Annotated in this window: 13 protein-coding genes; 2 read left to right on the forward strand and 11 right to left on the reverse strand. The window is 55.2% G+C overall.

Annotated elements, in window-relative coordinates; all coding sequences use genetic code 11:
- Positions 1-3 precede the first annotated feature (3 nt).
- From Q0X28_RS05760 to Q0X28_RS05775, 4 genes are all read right to left on the reverse strand, one after another.
- Entirely contained in the window at positions 4-189 is a 186-nt protein-coding gene (locus Q0X28_RS05760) for a ubiquitin-like protein Pup (protein ID WP_296238329.1), read from the reverse strand.
- Complete coding sequence (dop, locus tag Q0X28_RS05765) at positions 189-1,751, reverse strand: depupylase/deamidase Dop (protein WP_298577044.1); 1,563 nt, start codon at positions 1,749-1,751, stop codon at positions 189-191. Before dop ends, Q0X28_RS05760 begins: the two co-directional genes overlap by 1 nt.
- A complete protein-coding gene (gene arc, locus Q0X28_RS05770) occupies positions 1,744-3,396 on the reverse strand; it encodes a proteasome ATPase (RefSeq protein WP_296238323.1) in 1,653 nt (550 codons plus the stop codon). The genes dop and arc overlap by 8 nt, the downstream gene beginning before the upstream one ends.
- Positions 3,397-3,484: 88 nt before the next feature.
- Positions 3,485-4,324, reverse strand: coding sequence for a tRNA (adenine-N1)-methyltransferase (locus Q0X28_RS05775; protein WP_296238321.1), 840 nt, complete (start codon positions 4,322-4,324; stop codon positions 3,485-3,487).
- A gap of 61 nt (positions 4,325-4,385) precedes the next feature.
- Between Q0X28_RS05775 and Q0X28_RS05780 the strand changes: the two genes are divergently transcribed.
- On the forward strand, positions 4,386-5,249 hold the full coding sequence (locus tag Q0X28_RS05780) for a RecB family exonuclease (RefSeq protein WP_296238320.1): 864 nt from the start codon (positions 4,386-4,388) through the stop codon (positions 5,247-5,249).
- Positions 5,250-5,304: 55 nt separating this feature from the next.
- On the opposite strand, the gene hisG is transcribed toward Q0X28_RS05780, so the two are convergent.
- The 7 genes from hisG to Q0X28_RS05815 all read right to left on the reverse strand — a co-directional run bounded on the left by hisG (position 5,305) and on the right by Q0X28_RS05815 (position 13,610).
- Positions 5,305-6,165 (reverse strand): ATP phosphoribosyltransferase, encoded by an 861-nt coding sequence (gene hisG / locus Q0X28_RS05785; protein WP_298577046.1) that lies wholly within the window; start codon positions 6,163-6,165, stop codon positions 5,305-5,307.
- A gap of 23 nt (positions 6,166-6,188) precedes the next feature.
- The gene (locus Q0X28_RS05790; RefSeq protein WP_296238315.1) at positions 6,189-6,452 is read right to left on the reverse strand and encodes a phosphoribosyl-ATP diphosphatase; all 264 of its coding nucleotides are present in this window, start codon (positions 6,450-6,452) and stop codon (positions 6,189-6,191) included.
- A 43-nt stretch (positions 6,453-6,495) separates the two neighbouring features.
- Positions 6,496-7,167 carry an HAD family phosphatase gene (locus Q0X28_RS05795; RefSeq protein WP_296238313.1) on the reverse strand — a complete coding sequence of 224 codons (672 nt, stop codon included), beginning with the start codon at positions 7,165-7,167 and terminating at the stop codon, positions 6,496-6,498.
- A gap of 41 nt (positions 7,168-7,208) precedes the next feature.
- Positions 7,209-10,778, reverse strand: coding sequence for a methionine synthase (gene metH / locus Q0X28_RS05800; protein WP_298577101.1), 3,570 nt, complete (start codon positions 10,776-10,778; stop codon positions 7,209-7,211).
- Positions 10,779-10,808: 30 nt separating this feature from the next.
- Positions 10,809-12,053, reverse strand: a complete 1,245-nt coding sequence (mshC, locus tag Q0X28_RS05805; RefSeq protein ID WP_296238310.1) for a cysteine--1-D-myo-inosityl 2-amino-2-deoxy-alpha-D-glucopyranoside ligase — start codon at positions 12,051-12,053, stop codon at positions 10,809-10,811.
- A 133-nt stretch (positions 12,054-12,186) separates the two neighbouring features.
- Complete coding sequence (locus tag Q0X28_RS05810) at positions 12,187-12,783, reverse strand: DUF3090 family protein (RefSeq protein WP_296238307.1); 597 nt, start codon at positions 12,781-12,783, stop codon at positions 12,187-12,189.
- The gene (locus Q0X28_RS05815; RefSeq protein ID WP_298577104.1) at positions 12,783-13,610 is read right to left on the reverse strand and encodes an undecaprenyl-diphosphate phosphatase; all 828 of its coding nucleotides are present in this window, start codon (positions 13,608-13,610) and stop codon (positions 12,783-12,785) included. Before Q0X28_RS05815 ends, Q0X28_RS05810 begins: the two co-directional genes overlap by 1 nt.
- Before the next feature lie 173 nt (positions 13,611-13,783).
- Here Q0X28_RS05815 and Q0X28_RS05820 point away from each other — a divergent pair, with 173 nt between their 5' ends.
- Positions 13,784-14,851 (forward strand): quinone-dependent dihydroorotate dehydrogenase, encoded by a 1,068-nt coding sequence (locus Q0X28_RS05820; RefSeq protein WP_296238413.1) that lies wholly within the window; start codon positions 13,784-13,786, stop codon positions 14,849-14,851.
- Positions 14,852-14,901 lie beyond the last annotated feature (50 nt).

A 14,901-nucleotide genomic window follows, 5' to 3' on the forward strand; every position in this document is an offset into this window, starting at 1 on the left:
AAGTTACTCTCCACCTTTTTGGATAAAGGACAGGACGAACTGTTCAGCATTGGTATCGAGCATGCTGTCAATTTCGTCGAGGAGGTCGTCGGCTTCGTCGACAGATGCATGCAGATTAGCCTGGCCGCCGCCAAACTCATCGTCATCTCCACCATTACCGTGGCCTCCGAAAACCTGTGCCTGTGGCATTAGCGTTCTCCTTTCAACAGTTCTGACGAGACCCGTCGCAGGATCGTCTGGGGGTTGTCTTCATTGTCCACAATAGGAGCGCAGTTCGCCGCCCCCAGCGAGAGCGGATCGTCAATACGCAACGTGTATACGCCATCGTTGGGACCTGCGACGGAGATACTGTCCCACGAAGCTGCGACAATGGCTGAACCGAACTTTTCTACTAAGGTACCCCGCAACCAGGCACGTGTCGTCGTTGGAGCGTGCATAACTGCGGTACGGACCACTGGCTCATCGATCAGACGTTGCATGCGACCAGCAGCAACTAACTTGTTGTATATACCGGAAGGGCGGAGATCGCTATAGGCAAAATCGAGGGCAGTGAGCCGGGCATCATCCCACCCACACTGGTAGCGCCGTTGAAGCTTGGTGAGCAGTGCTAGTTTCGCCGTCCAGTCCAGATAGTTGGAGGTGCTCAAGGGATCTGTGCGGAGATCTATCAACGCCTTATCCCACCACTTACAGAGGTCATCAGTACGTTCTTTGGAAAAACAGCTGTGATGGTGAGGCGTGGCAGGAACATGCGGATTTCGTTTTCCGTGAAGGAAAGCGTAGACACGGCTGCGGTACTGTTCTTGAATATCTAGTGCCGTCATTTGCCCCCCCGACAACAGAGGGAGCGGAACCTGCAAGGTGAGATCACGGGAGACCATTTTTACTGCCTCAACAGGGTCTTCTAGTACGAGATCAGAAAAATCGACACCAGCTTCGATAGCGATGATGACCAGCATGGTCAGTCCTACCTTGAGGTAGGTGGCAACTTCCGCCATATTGGCGTCACCGACAATGACATGGAGACGCCGCCACATCTCTTCGTCAGCGTGCGGTTCATCGCGAGTGTTAATGAGACCTCGATTAAGGGTGGTCTCCAAACTGATATCGGTTTCGATATAGTCTGCGCGTTGTGAGATCTGGAACCCGGTGTCCTGGCTGGTGGTACCAATGCCGACACGACCAGCACCGGTGTAGACCGTGCGTGTAACAAAGAACGGCATGAGTTGCTGCGCGAGCAGCGTAAAATCCAGGGACCGTTTCACGAGATAGTTCTCGTGTGCCCCGTAAGAGGCACCTTTGCCGTCGACATTGTTTTTGTAAAGCACAACTGGATAAGAGTCGGGGAGAGACGCGAGGATCTTTGTCGCCTCGTACGCTATTCTCTCCCCCGCTTTATCCCAGATAACAACGTCGAGGGGATCCGCGACTTCCGGCGTTGAAAACTCGGGGTGTGCGTGATCAACGTAGAAGCGTCCGCCGTTGGAGAGGACAAGATTGGCGAGACCCGGAGCATTGGGGTTGATACGTGGGCTCGGCCGCGCAATACCCAGGTCGTAGCCGCGTGCATCACGCAAGGGATGCTCGGGGGAATAATCCCAGCGAGTTCGAGAATCGGCAGCCATACCCAAGGAGTAGGCATACGCCAGTACAACATCGGTGGAACTGGAAATCGGACTGAGGAGAGGATTGTCTGGAGTAACAATGCCAAATTCCACTTCAGTGCCAAGAGACCGGGCGTACTTACTCACGGGTCGATGACTGTGAAAGTAGTCGAATATCAATGATCCGTTCGCCTCTCTTTCCAGACACACGAGCCCACTCATCAGGACGGTTAGCGTTGGGCAGATCTTCGTTTTGTGAGTACTCAAGAGCAACAGCGTCCAGCATGAACTGCTCAGTGATGCCTGCCGGTTTGCCCTCAAGTTTTGCCTTAATTGCAGACTTCTTTGCACGATCCACAATGTTGTGGAGCATCGCGCCGGAGACAAAGTCCTTGAAATAGAGAATTTCCGTCGAGCGATCTCGGTAGGTTACTTCAATGAACTCGTTTTCCGGGATTGGTGCATACATGCGCTCCACCGTGCGGTTAATGAGTTCCTGATAGGCAACGTCGGTGTCTCCTCCACCCAGCTCAGCGATAGTGGCAGCGGAGAGAGGCACAGCCCGGTTGAGGTACTTTGCGAGAATATCTCGTGCACCATCTTCGTCAGGACGGCGAATGCAGATTTTCACGTCGAGACGTCCGGGCCGCAAAATTGCGGGGTCAATCATGTCTTCTCGGTTCGTAGCACCGATGACAATGACGTTCTCCAGGCTTTCCACGCCATCAATCTCGGCAAGAAGCTGGGGCACGACAGTGTTCTCCATATCAGAAGAAATGCCAGACCCACGGGTCCGGAACACTGCATCCATCTCATCAAAGAAGATGATCATGGGATTACCGTCGTTCGCTTTATCTCGCGCCTGCTGGAAGATGAGTCGAATCTGGCGCTCTGTCTCACCAACATATTTGTTAAGGAGTTCCGGGCCCTTCACATTGAGGAAGAAGGATTCAGCGCGCATCTTTCTAGGCTTCTTTTCGCCTGCTGCAGCTGCTTGCCGTTCGGCAATTTGCTGAGCCAATGAATTAGCGACGGCTTTTGCGATTAAAGTCTTACCGCAACCAGGAGGGCCGTAGAGTAGTACGCCTTTGGGCGGGCGGAGGTCATATTCGGCATACAAGTCGCGATGAAGAAAAGGAAGCTCAACAGAGTCTTTAATCTGCTGGATCTGCGGTTCAAGACCACCGATGTCAGAATAGGCGACGTTCGGAACCTCTTCGAGGATGAGCTGCTCCACCTCACCGCGCTCCACATGATGTAGTGCCACGTTCATACGCTCGTCAACGATGAGAGAATCACCGATACGCACTTTACGAACGCCCTGCTCGGTCTCAACTCCATCGACAAGGGACTGCGCCAACGTGACTACACGTTCTTCGTTCGTGTGGTTGGCTACTAGCGCATGAGAGTCGTCGACCATCTCTTGCACCTTAAAAATCTGGCCAGCCGCGGGGGTATCAACAATCTCCACCGCGATGAGGGCATCGTTCAACCGTACGGTGGTGCCCACATGGATATCGGTGATCTTAATGTTGGGGCTCAACGAGACGCGCATTGGCCGATTACTAGTAAAGACATCGATCGACATTGCCGTCTTGTTGTCAAGGTCCATGTTGTCGAGAAGACGCGGGTTAAGGACGACTCCAAACGCGGTGGGTGGGGACGAGAGGGAATCGAGCTCTTCTTTCAGCTCGTTGATTTGTTCACGAGAGGCTTTGAGGAGTTCAGCCAGCTTGATGTTGCGCGTCTCAAGGCTATGCAACTTGGTCTTGAGGTCGTCTACTTCAGTCATAATGGTGCAGCTATAAAGGTTGTAGGTACTAACGGTAACGGCCCGCTAAGCGGGCAGCATAATCGCTTCTAGGGTAACCCAGAAAACCTTAGGAGCGCCGTGCTTTTCGCCGAGGGGGAAGAGGTTTTGTGCCATCGGCAAGTCGTCGAGTGGAGATGAGGAAAGCAGTATGGGCTTGCATCCGGTGTTCAGGACGTACAGCGAGATCCACCACGTGCCATTCGCGCACAAAGCTCTCCCATGCGCGAGGTTCAGTCCAACACTGCTGTTCGCGAAGCGATTCGATGAAACGTGATAACTGCGTCACCGTCGTCACATAACAAATAAGGACGCCACCGGGGTTGATGAGATCTTTTACCGCGGGAAGGCAATCTTCAGGGCTCAGCATGTCGAGAACGATGCGATCAACACCATCCGGGATGTCCCCTCGGGTGACCTCAGCTAGATCTCCTTGCTGGAGTGTCCACCAGTTCGGATGCTCACCATAAAACTCGACGACGTTCCGTTCAGCAACCTCCATATGGTCGCCGCGGATTTCGTAAGAATAGACGTGTCCGGTAGGGCCGGTTGCCCGCAGCAACGAACAGGTGAGTGAACCAGAGCCAGCGCCTGCTTCGAGGACTCTGGCACCAGGGAAAATATCTCCTTCCATCAAGATTTGGGCAGCGTCTTTGGGATAGACGACTGCCGCACCACGAGGCATCGAAAGAGTGTAATCGACAAGCAGATGGCGTAGCGCCAAATAGCTACCACCCGCGGAGGATTCGATAGAGGACCCCTCGGGCTGTCCAATGATGTCGTCATGCGCAATAAACCCTTGATGGGTGTGGTAACGTCCGCCCGCCTGGAGGGTGAGAGTGATGTGCCTACTCTTTGAGTCAGTCAGTTGGACGCGGTCACCTTCAGCGAAAGGTCCCTGAGAACGCATTCTGCTCCTTTGATCCGGTTCCGGACGTGTTGTGTCACTGTGACCGTGTACGCTGCCAAATATGACGAACGAACGGACCCAGGACGAAGCTTCGGGGGAAGCTTCTCAACCTCTTAAGCCTACTGCATCGAAGCCCATTGCCTTATCTGCCTCTCGCGCTAACGACTTTCGCCAGTGTCCTCTCCTCTACCGCTTCCGGGCGATTGATCGACTTCCTGAGCCCACCACTGAGGCGCAGTTTAAAGGAACGGTAGTGCATGCTGTTTTCGAGAAACTCTTCGGTCTGCCGCCCGCGGAGCGGAATCCCGATGCAGCTATTGGGCTACTTCCGGAAACCTTTGAAGCGCTCCGAGCAGAGGAAGATCCGACAGTAGTCCCCGCTGGCGAGGAGCGTCGATTCCTGAACGATTGTGCTGCCCTGGTTTTTAACTACTACCATGTTGAGGATCCTCGAAGGTTTGACCCTACTGGTCGCGAACAATACATCCACACAGTGCTGCCAGATGCGACGCCAGTGCGAGGATTTATGGACCGACTAGATGTAGCGTCGACAGGAGAAGTACGGATCGTCGACTACAAGACCGGTAAGAAGCCTCTCCCCCGCTATTCCGGATCGGTGGAATTCCAGATGCGTCTTTATAGTCTGATGTACTGGCGCGTTTATGGCACTGTACCGGACCAGATGAAGCTCATCTATCTGAAAACAGGCGAGACGATAGTAAGCCGCCCGTCTGCGGCAGAACTTCTCGACACTGAGCGTGAAGTTGTGCGTCTCTGGAACGATATTAGACAGTGTGGAGCGACTGGCGAGTTCATTCCGCGCGCGTCAAAGCTCTGCAGCTGGTGCGCGTTTCAACAGTACTGTCCAGAATTCGGCGGGACGTTGCCGGATTATCCTGGTTGGCCCGGCGAATCCCACAACTGACATCTGAGGAGTAGCGAACTCGTCGGACGTCAGAGAGAGGTCTATAGCGCGGTGGCTACAAGCGGCAAGTACGGAGATCAGACGCGAGAATGGCGCTTGCACCAAGAGCGTGCAACTCATCCATGAGAGCGTTTATTCCCTTCCGGGGAACCATTGCGCGGACTGCGCACCAGCCGTCATTAGAGAGCGGGGATACCGTTGGGTACTGAATACCGGGGGTGAGCTCGATAGCTTTATCGAGCAACTCTCGTGGGCAGTCGTAGTCCAGCATGAGATATTTCTTTGCGTAAGAGACACCCTGTAAACGGCCTGCGAGTGTTTCCTTAGCATGCGCCAGCTCAGGGCTATCGTCCTCGGTACTGTCACGTTCGATAAGCACGGCCTCGGATACGCAGAGAGGTTCACCGAAAGGGGCCAGGCCATGGGCGCGTAGGGTGCGTCCAGATTCTACGATGTCTGCAATGCAATCGGCTACGCCAAGCTGAATGGAAATCTCGACAGCTCCGTCCAAGCGGATGACGGTGGCATTGATACCCCGTGACGCAAGATCGGAACGAGTGAGGTTCGGGTAGGCGGAGGCAATAGTTTTGCCCCCGATTTTCTCAACACTCCACTCTTCATGAGCAGGCGCTGCATAGCGGAAACTCGAACCACCGAATCCCAAACCAAGGCGTTCCCGAACGGGTGCCTGAGATTCGATCGCCAGGTCACGGCCGGTAATGCCAAGATCTAGTTGACCGTTCCCGACATAGATTGCAATGTCCTTGGGGCGAAGGAAGAAAAACTCGACTCCATTGGAGGAGTCCACCACAGTAAGATCCTTCCGGTCAGCTCGAGCACGATACCCGGCTTCCTTCAGCATCTCCTGAGCAGGCTCGGAAAGGGCGCCTTTATTCGGAATAGCAATGCGCAGCACGGCAGCTACCTTTCAGATGTCGATTAGAGGAATTTGTAGATGTCGGCGGGAGTGAGACCGCGTTTCACCATAATGACCTGCAGCCAGTAGATAAGTTGCGAGATTTCTTCAGACAGCTCGTCATCAGACTGGTATTCAGCAGCCAACCACACTTCGCCGGCTTCCTCCGCAACTTTCTTACCAAGGGAATGGAGCCCTCCATCGAGCGCAGCAACGGTTCCGGAGCCCGCAGGGCGGCTCACGGATTTTTCCAGGAGTTCAGCGAATAGGTCTTCGAAGTTCTTCACGATTCGTATTATTCCACTTTTCTGACGTGCAGAGTTATTCGGACTATAAGGGCAGTGAGTTCCCTACGTAACGCTGGAGATCAGTAAGGGTAACACCAGTGAGAGACTCCCAAATATCGTAGCCATCACCGGGAGTGAGGGGATTCTCAGTACGGATGCCAAGAACATGGCAGCCAGCAGCACGCCCCGAAGCGATTCCGGTCATGCTGTCTTCAACGACCAAGCACTCCCTGGGCGATACAGAAAGCAGCTCCGCAGCACGAAGATAAGGATCTGGGGCAGGCTTACCGGAGGGAACTTCATCCCCACAGACGCTCACTGCAAAATTCTCCTTACCCACTTTGCGGAGGGCCAAGTCAGTGAGAACCCGTTGAGTGTTGGTGACGAGTGCTTGGGGAATGCCAGCCGCACGAATCTCCTGGATAATGTTCATAGCTCCGGGCTGCCACTGCATTTCTGTCTGGTAGAGCTCCCCCATCGTTGCAATGATCTTGTCATTGATCGTGCGAATGAGGCCATCGTCAGCACCTCCCGCGAACCCGGCGAGGGCGTCCAGAAGATTGTCCATGCTCATACCGATGGTAAGAACACGTTGTTCTGGGGTTAGAGGGGCTCCCACGTCCTCCATAGTGCTGTAGATAGCTTTGTCCCAGAGGACTTCAGTGTCGACGAGGGTTCCGTCCATGTCCCAAAGAACTGCTTTGAGAGTGCTCACGCGTACTGTCCGTTCTTTACTATTCAGGTTGGTGTCGTGCGTTAGGTGTTAAAGTACTTCGCCTCAGGATGGTAGAGGACGAAAGCGTCTGTGGACTGCTCGGGGTGCAACTGGTATTCCTCCGACAAGACGATACCTGCCCGTTCAGGTTCGAGAAGCTCCATCATCTTTTCACGGTCTTCTAGGTTTGGGCAGGCGCCATAACCGAAGGAGAAGCGTGCACCCCGATACTTGAGATCGAAGTAGTCAGCTTTGTCTATGGAGTCCTCTGAGCCGGCGGAGGAGCCATCAGACAGTTTGAGTTCGTGTCTAATACGTTCGTGCCAGTATTCGGCGAGAGCCTCGGTGAGCTGAACCGATAAACCATGTGCCTCAAGGTAATTGCGGTAGTCGTTCTGGGCGAAAAACTCATCAGCATAGTCAGCGATAGGAGTACCCATGGTGACAACTTGGAACGGTAGAACATCAACTTGCCCAGTCTGCTCCATGCGGGCGCGAGACTGAACAAAGTCGGCAATGCAGAGGAAGCGGGGGCGCTGCTGGCGGGGGAACGTGAAACGAAGCCTCTCTGGTGCATCTGGTCGAGGCTCGGTGAGAATGACGATGTCATTCCCTTCTGACACTGCAGGGAAGTATCCGTAGACAACGCAAGCATCATTGAGTACGCCCCGGGTGGACATTTCGTTGAGCCAGAGACGAAGCCGTGGCTCACCCTCGGTTGCGACGAGTTCGTCGTAGTCAGGGCCATCACTCCCACGTGTCGGCCGCAAGCCCCATTGTCCGAGGAAGAGTGCACGATGATCGAGAGTACTGACATAATTTTGGTAAGGTATGCCCTTCACGATGCGGGTACCCCAGAAGGGTGGGGTTGCTAAGGGGACGTCCACTGCCACCTCGGAGCGTTCCGGAATAACGATGTCCTCCTGCTGAGCAGCCCGTTTTTCCGCAATGCGCTTGGAACGTTCGCGCCGCTCAAGACGGGCCGCTTTCTTTTTCGCTCGTTCTTCTTCAGCAGCCAAGGCTGCCAGTGCGGCCGGACTTTCTGGGGCGAAGTCGATGACACGACGTCCGTGTTTTGCGTCCATGATTTCGCCGAGCAGCCGCAGTGTCTCAAAGGCGTCTTTGGCGTAGTAGACCTCACCTTCATAGATCTCTGCTAGATCGTCTTCGACGTAGCCGCGGGTCAGTGCAGCCCCGCCCAGGACAACGGGGTACTTCTGGGCAAGTCCACGGTCGTTTAGCTCAATGAGGTTTTCCTTCATCACGACTGTGGACTTCACCAGTAGACCAGACATACCGATGACGTCGCAGTTGTTGATTTCTGCCGCTTCGATAATGTTGTTGATGGGCTGTTTAATACCAATGTTGACGGTGTCATAGCCATTGTTAGAAAGAATGATATCGACGAGGTTCTTGCCGATGTCGTGCACATCGCCTTTCACAGTGGCGAGGAGCATATTGCCTTTGGACGTCTCCTCCCCTTCTGTCCGTTCGATAAACGGTTCGAGGAAGGAGACTGCAATCTTCATGATTTCCGCGGATTGCAGCACGAAGGGAAGTTGAATCTGTCCTGCCCCGAAGAGCTCACCAACGGTTTTCATGCCTTCAAGGAGGACATCGTTGATAATCTCAAGTGCTGGTTTTTCGTCGAGTGCTGCAGTGAGATCCTCTTCGATCCCACTACGTTCACCATCGACGATTCGCTGTTGTAGGCGTTCCATGAGCGGTAACGCGGCGAGCGCTTCTGCTCTGGCTTCGCGCATGCTGGACGCATCGACGCCTTCGAAAAGGTCCATGTAGCGCTGGAGGGGGTTCTCCACTCTGTCGCGACGATCCCAGATGAGGTCAAGCGCGGCCTCCTTGGCCTCATCCTCGATCTTGTTCATGGGAAGAATCTTGGAACTATGCGCGATGGCAGTATCGAGTCCCGCTTCCATCAACTCGTTGAGGAAGACAGAGTTGAGAACTTGGCGAGCCGCTGGACTAAGGCCGAAAGAGATGTTGGAAAGGCCGACGGTGAAGTGCACATCGGGGTAGCGCTTGTGCATTTCCCGAACAGCTTCAATTGTCTCAATGCCATCGCGGCGCACCTCTTCCTGGCCTGTCGTAATAGGCAGAACAAGACAGTCAAGGATGATGTCGGATACATGCATTCCCCAGGTTGTGGTGAGAGTCTGTACCAGACGCTCGGCAATCTCCACTTTGCGTTCTTTAGTGCGAGCTTGGCCCTCTTCATCAATCGTCAGTGCGACGACTGCTGCACCATGTTTCTTCACCACCGTCATCATTCGGTGGAAACGAGACTCCGGCCCCTCCCCTTCTTCGAAGTTCACGGAGTTAACTGCGCACCGTCCACCAAGAGCCTGCAAGCCAGCTTCGATGACGGCGGGTTCTGTAGAGTCCAACATGATGGGCAGGGTGGACTGGGTCGATAGTAGCTTGGCGATGGGCGCCATGTCTTGGGTGCCGTCTCGCCCAACATAGTCCACACAAAGATCCAGCATGTTCGCTCCGTCACGAATTTGACGACGGGCGATATCGTGGACGGTTTCCATGTCGCCGGCAAGGACGGCCTCACGGAAGGCTTTGGAGCCGTTGGTGTTGGTACGTTCACCGATAAGAGTGACGCCAGCATCGCTGCGCAGTGGGGTGGCTGTGTAGAGCGAAGCTACACAGTCTTCGGGTGAAGGAGCCCGCTTTCCCAGCTGAAGAGCTTTCACTGCCTGGGCGGTTTCGTTGATGTGCGCAGGGGTTGTGCCACAGCATCCTCCCACCAGAGACAGTTTGTACTTATCGACGAAGTGAGTGAGCGCGTCTGCGAGCTCTTCTGGCTGGAGGGGATATTCTGCACCATTGAGTCCAACTACTGGAAGTCCAGCGTTGGGCATAACGGAGACAGGGACGGAAGAGTGCTGCGATAAGTATCGGAGGTGCTCCGACATCTCTTCCGGGCCGGTCGCGCAGTTCATACCAATCATGTCGATATCCAAATGTTCGATTGACGTCAGTGCGGCTGTAATATCTGAGCCCACCAACATGGCACCGTTGGTTTCAAGGGTGACGTGCGTGATGATTGGAAGAGTTCTCCCGACATCCTGCATAGCGGCTTTAGCAGCGATAACCGCGGCTTTCACCTGAAGAAGGTCCTGACAGGTCTCGATGAGAATGGCATCTGCCCCACCCTCGATGAGTCCACGAGCTGACTGTTGGTAGGCATCTCTCACCGACTCAAAGTCAATATGCCCTAGTGAAATAATTTTGGTGCCAGGTCCAAGAGAACCCAACACCATACGAGGGGTGCCGTCGGCGGAGGGCCCCATTTCGTCTGCCACACCCCGAGCAAGCTGTGCTCCAGCGAAGGCGAGAGAGAAAATCTTGTCTTGGATGTCGTAGTCAGCAAGGTTAGAGACGTTGCAGCCGAAAGTGTTGGTTTCGACGGCGTCGGCACCCGCTTCGAAATAGGTGCGATGGATCTTTTGGATGACGTCAGGGCGGGTGAGGTTGAGGATCTCGTTACAGCCCTCAAGGTTGTTAAAGTCGTCAAGGGTGAGGTCCTCGGCCTGCAGCATCGTGCCCATAGCGCCATCACCGATGACGACACGGCGCTGCATGGCGTCGAGCAGCGCAGTGTTTTTCTCCACTTAGCGAACTCCCAGCAGACTATCGAGAAGAGTAAGGATGGTGGCGGGAGCTGTTGTGTCATCCCCTAGCCCCCGGAGTGTCTCTTCTGCCCAAACATCAATGAGGGCTAATGCGCGCGGTGTGTCAAGGTCATGGGAAAGTGCCTCTCGGACTTTCTGGACGGTATCTGCGGCAGGTACACCAACTGGCTGCTCACATGCTTCACGCCATCGACGGTGTCGGGTGACTGCGTCTGCTAACACAGTGTCGGACCAGTCTCGGTCGGCGGCGTAGTGGCCGGCATAAATGCCTAGTCGGATGGCGCTAGGATGTACTCCTTGAGCGCGTAGTTTGGAGACGAAAACGAGGTTGCCCAGGGACTTCGACATTTTGACTCCGTCGAGAGCAATCATACCGGTATGGACGTAGTGTCGAGCCATACGTTCGCACCCGGTCGCAGCTTCAACGTGGGCGGCGGAAAATTCGTGATGGGGGAAGATGAGATCTGAGCCGCCGCCCTGGATGTCGAAGGAAGTTCCCAGACGGTTCAGCGCAATGGCAGCACATTCGATATGCCAGCCGGGGCGGCCTGCCCCCCAGGGGGAATCCCACGCCGGTTCACCAGGACGCTGTTGACGCCACAGCAGAGCATCGAGGGGGTGGTGTTTCCCGACGCGTTCTGGGTCTCCGCCACGTTCCGCAAAGAAGTGTGCCATGGTCTCGGCGTTATATCCGGATTCGTAGCCAAACTGTGGGGTGGCAGTTACCGGGAAATACACATCCTGATATTCGGGATCGTCATCAACAGATATCTGATAGGCAGCGCCGTTATCGAAAAGCTTCTGAATGAATTCCACCACTTCGTCGATAACCTCAGTAGCGCCAACGTAGTGATCTGGCGGAATGACCCGTAGCGCTTCCATATCGCTTCGGAAAAGGTCTGTCTGCTCATTGCCCAACTCGCGCCAGTCCACACCGTCGCGGTCGGCACGTTCAAAAAGTGGGTCGTCAACGTCAGTGACGTTTTGGACATAGTGCACCTTATGCCCGTTGTCGCGCAGAATGCGGTTGATGAGATCGAAGGTGACGTACGTGGCTGCATGGCCTAGGTGCGTCGCATCGTAGGGAGTAATACCGCAGACGTAGAGCCCTGCGGTTTCTCCGGGCGTGACGGGAGCCAAATCTCCGCGGGATGTGTCACGAAGCTGGAGCGGGACAGGTGTACCGAGGAGGGAAGGTACTGAAACAGAAGGCCATGCGTACATAGCACCCAGTCTACTGGGCGATCTCCCCTATCGTAGTCTCGGGTGAAGGGTTGCACGCAGAGGGAGAAAAATTTGCACCCGTAACGGTTTTTGGCCACTGTACCTAATAGCGCTGCTGCGGTGCGTGTGCAGCCTAGCGTTGATAATCGGTGAGACGGTCGATGACATCGCTGAGATCGCGGCGGTAGCCATTGAGCCGGGCGCAGATGTGGCCCTCTGGGCCGATCGGTTCACCACAAAGCGGACAGAGTGGGCGTCCTGCCGTATACACCACAGCGGTGCGGTGCGCGAACTGTCGGGCGAGCTGGGGACGTAGGAGAATGCGGACAGCGTCCGGACCATTTTCTGCGTCATCGGACATCATGAGAGACTGGTCAAAGTCACCGGCAGTAAAAGCGAGGAGCTCGAGAATGACAGCTGATTCTTCTTCGCTCCAGGCCAATCCGATGGTTCCTACGAGGAATTCAGAATCGAGCGGCATATCCAGTGGCGACAGATCCTCTAGTCGCCGGGATCGGTGTGGGATACGCAGGTTGTAGTAGTCCCCCACATCGTCCAAAAGCTGATCGATACGTTTGGCGATGAGCCGCAGCTGGAGTGCATCGAGTTCTACAGAGACGAGCTGTTGATCCTGTGTTACCTGCAGATAGTAGCTTTGGTCAGGATATTCTCCGATTGCGCCAACGATGCAGCGGGAGGGATGGTCAAAGACAAAGAGACGACGGGACACTATGCAGCAAGCACCCCGGTTCCCAGCAAGATAAGGACGATGATGCCCACCACGATGCGATACCCAGCAAACCAGTTGAGGGAATGCTTTTCCACGAACTTCAGTAGCCAGGCGATGGAGGCGTAGCCCAAGACGAAGGCAATCACAACGCCGACACCGAGTTGGAGAGCACTTGCTGCCTGCCCATGCACCGGATTAAACGCATCGGGGAGGGAGAAAATACCGGAGGCTAACACTGCAGGAATGGCGAGTAGGAAGCTATACCGGGTAGCGACGGAGCGCTTGAGACCAATAAACAGGCCGGCGGAGATTGTGCCACCGGAGCGGGACACGCCCGGGATGAGCGCGAGGCATTGGGCGAAACCCATGATGAGGGAGTCTTTCAGCGTGAGCTGGTCGAAGTCACGCTTCTGTGGCCCCCATTTTTCGGCAGCTAAGAACACAAAGGAGAAAATGATGAGGACGCTCGCGGTGAGCCAGAGGCTGCGGGCGTTGTCGCGAATAAGGTCCTTTCCGAAGAACCCAATGATGCCGATGGGGATGGTGCCGGCGATGACGTACCAGCCCATCTTATAGTCGAAATCATCTCGGCATTCTTTGTGGAGTAGCCCCTTAAACCAGGCCTTGACGATGCGGAAAATATCCTTCGCGAAAAAGACCAGCACGGCGAGCTCCGTCCCCAACTGGATAACGGCGGTGAAGGATGCGCCGGCGTCTTTGCCCCAGAAGAGGCGAGAAACGATATTGAGGTGGCCGGAGGAGGATACCGGAAGAAATTCCGTTAAGCCCTGCACGATGGAGAGCACAATTGTCTGTGCCCAATTCATGGTCTCCACGCTTGCTCCTTGTGGTGCGTGCTGTGTATCTCGAGCACCGCCTAGTGGTAGCGGCTATGTCACTGCCGGGGGAATGGCGTTCCTACCGGTCTGTTCAGCAGTTTAACCTAAACAATGGCAAGATAGACATGACAGCCCCTAACCCAGCAGGTAGGTACCTCGTGTTGTATGACGTTGTGAAGCGGACAATGTTCCTTCTTCCCCCGGAGAAGATCCACACCTTCGTGTTTGGAATGATCAAGACGCTCCATCTGGTGCCTGTATTAGGACGTTTGGCACGCCCAATCTTCAGCTACAACGACGAGATTCTGGCACAGGATTTGTTCGGGGTACATTTCCCCGCGCCACTGGGGCTGGCCGCTGGTTTCGACAAGAACGCTGCCGCATCCGATGCATGGGGTGCAATGGGGTTCGGCTACGCAGAAATGGGTACTGTGACGGCTGCTGGGCAGCCTGGCAATCCGCAGCCGCGTCTCTTCCGTCTACCAGAGGACCGGGCACTGTTGAACCGGATGGGCTTTAACAACCATGGTGCCGGCTATGCCGCCAACAACCTACGTCGTCGCCGTGGCACTACCGTCACCGGTATTAACATCGGCAAAACGAAGGTGGTGCCTCCGGAGGAAGCAGTATCGGACTACCGCACCTCGGCTCGTCTCGTGAGTGCGTTGGCGGACTACCTGGTGGTGAACGTCTCCTCCCCTAACACCCCAGGTTTGCGAGATCTCCAAGCCGTAGAATCGCTCCGTCCCATCCTCGAGGGTGTCCAGGCGGTGTCTGAGGTTCCAGTACTTGTCAAGATCGCCCCGGATCTTTCCGACGAGGATGTTGATGCGGTGACTGATCTTGCCCTCGATCTTGAGCTTGCCGGAATTATAGCCACCAACACCACGATTTCCCGGGACGGTCTACGCACTGATGCGGCCAAGGTTGCGAGGATGGGGCCAGGGGGCATCTCTGGGCAGCCGGAAAAGGCACGTGCACTGGAGGTTCTTGATCGCATTTATGCCAAGACCCAGGGGCGAATTGTCCTCATCGGCTGTGGCGGCATTGAGAGCGTTGACGATGCGTGGGAGCGCATTACCCATGGCGCTGACTTGCTCCAGGGGTATACCGCGTTCATCTACCAGGGACCATTCTGGATGCGGCGAATTCACAAAGGCTTGGCGAAGAAGCTGCGGGAGAACGGCTTCTCTTCACTGCCCGAAGCGGTTGGGTCAGCCGTTCGCTAGGCCCTAGCCTGCCCGTGACTGCACTTCTGAAACTAGCGTTGTACAGGCGA

Origin of the sequence: uncultured Lawsonella sp. (genome assembly GCF_947252745.1) — a bacterium.
Classification (GTDB): Bacteria; Actinomycetota; Actinomycetes; order Mycobacteriales; family Mycobacteriaceae; genus Lawsonella.

Coding starts and splice junctions, on each gene's coding strand:
- Q0X28_RS05760 (WP_296238329.1), bottom strand. CDS start 189: ATGCCACAGGCACAGGTTTTCGGAGGCCACGGTAATGGTGGAGATGAC.
- arc (WP_296238323.1), bottom strand. CDS start 3,396: ATGACTGAAGTAGACGACCTCAAGACCAAGTTGCATAGCCTTGAGACG.
- Q0X28_RS05775 (WP_296238321.1), bottom strand. CDS start 4,324: ATGCGTTCTCAGGGACCTTTCGCTGAAGGTGACCGCGTCCAACTGACT.
- Q0X28_RS05780 (WP_296238320.1), top strand. CDS start 4,386: ATGACGAACGAACGGACCCAGGACGAAGCTTCGGGGGAAGCTTCTCAA.
- metH (WP_298577101.1), bottom strand. CDS start 10,778: ATGCAGCGCCGTGTCGTCATCGGTGATGGCGCTATGGGCACGATGCTG.
- mshC (WP_296238310.1), bottom strand. CDS start 12,053: ATGTACGCATGGCCTTCTGTTTCAGTACCTTCCCTCCTCGGTACACCT.
- Q0X28_RS05815 (WP_298577104.1), bottom strand. CDS start 13,610: ATGAATTGGGCACAGACAATTGTGCTCTCCATCGTGCAGGGCTTAACG.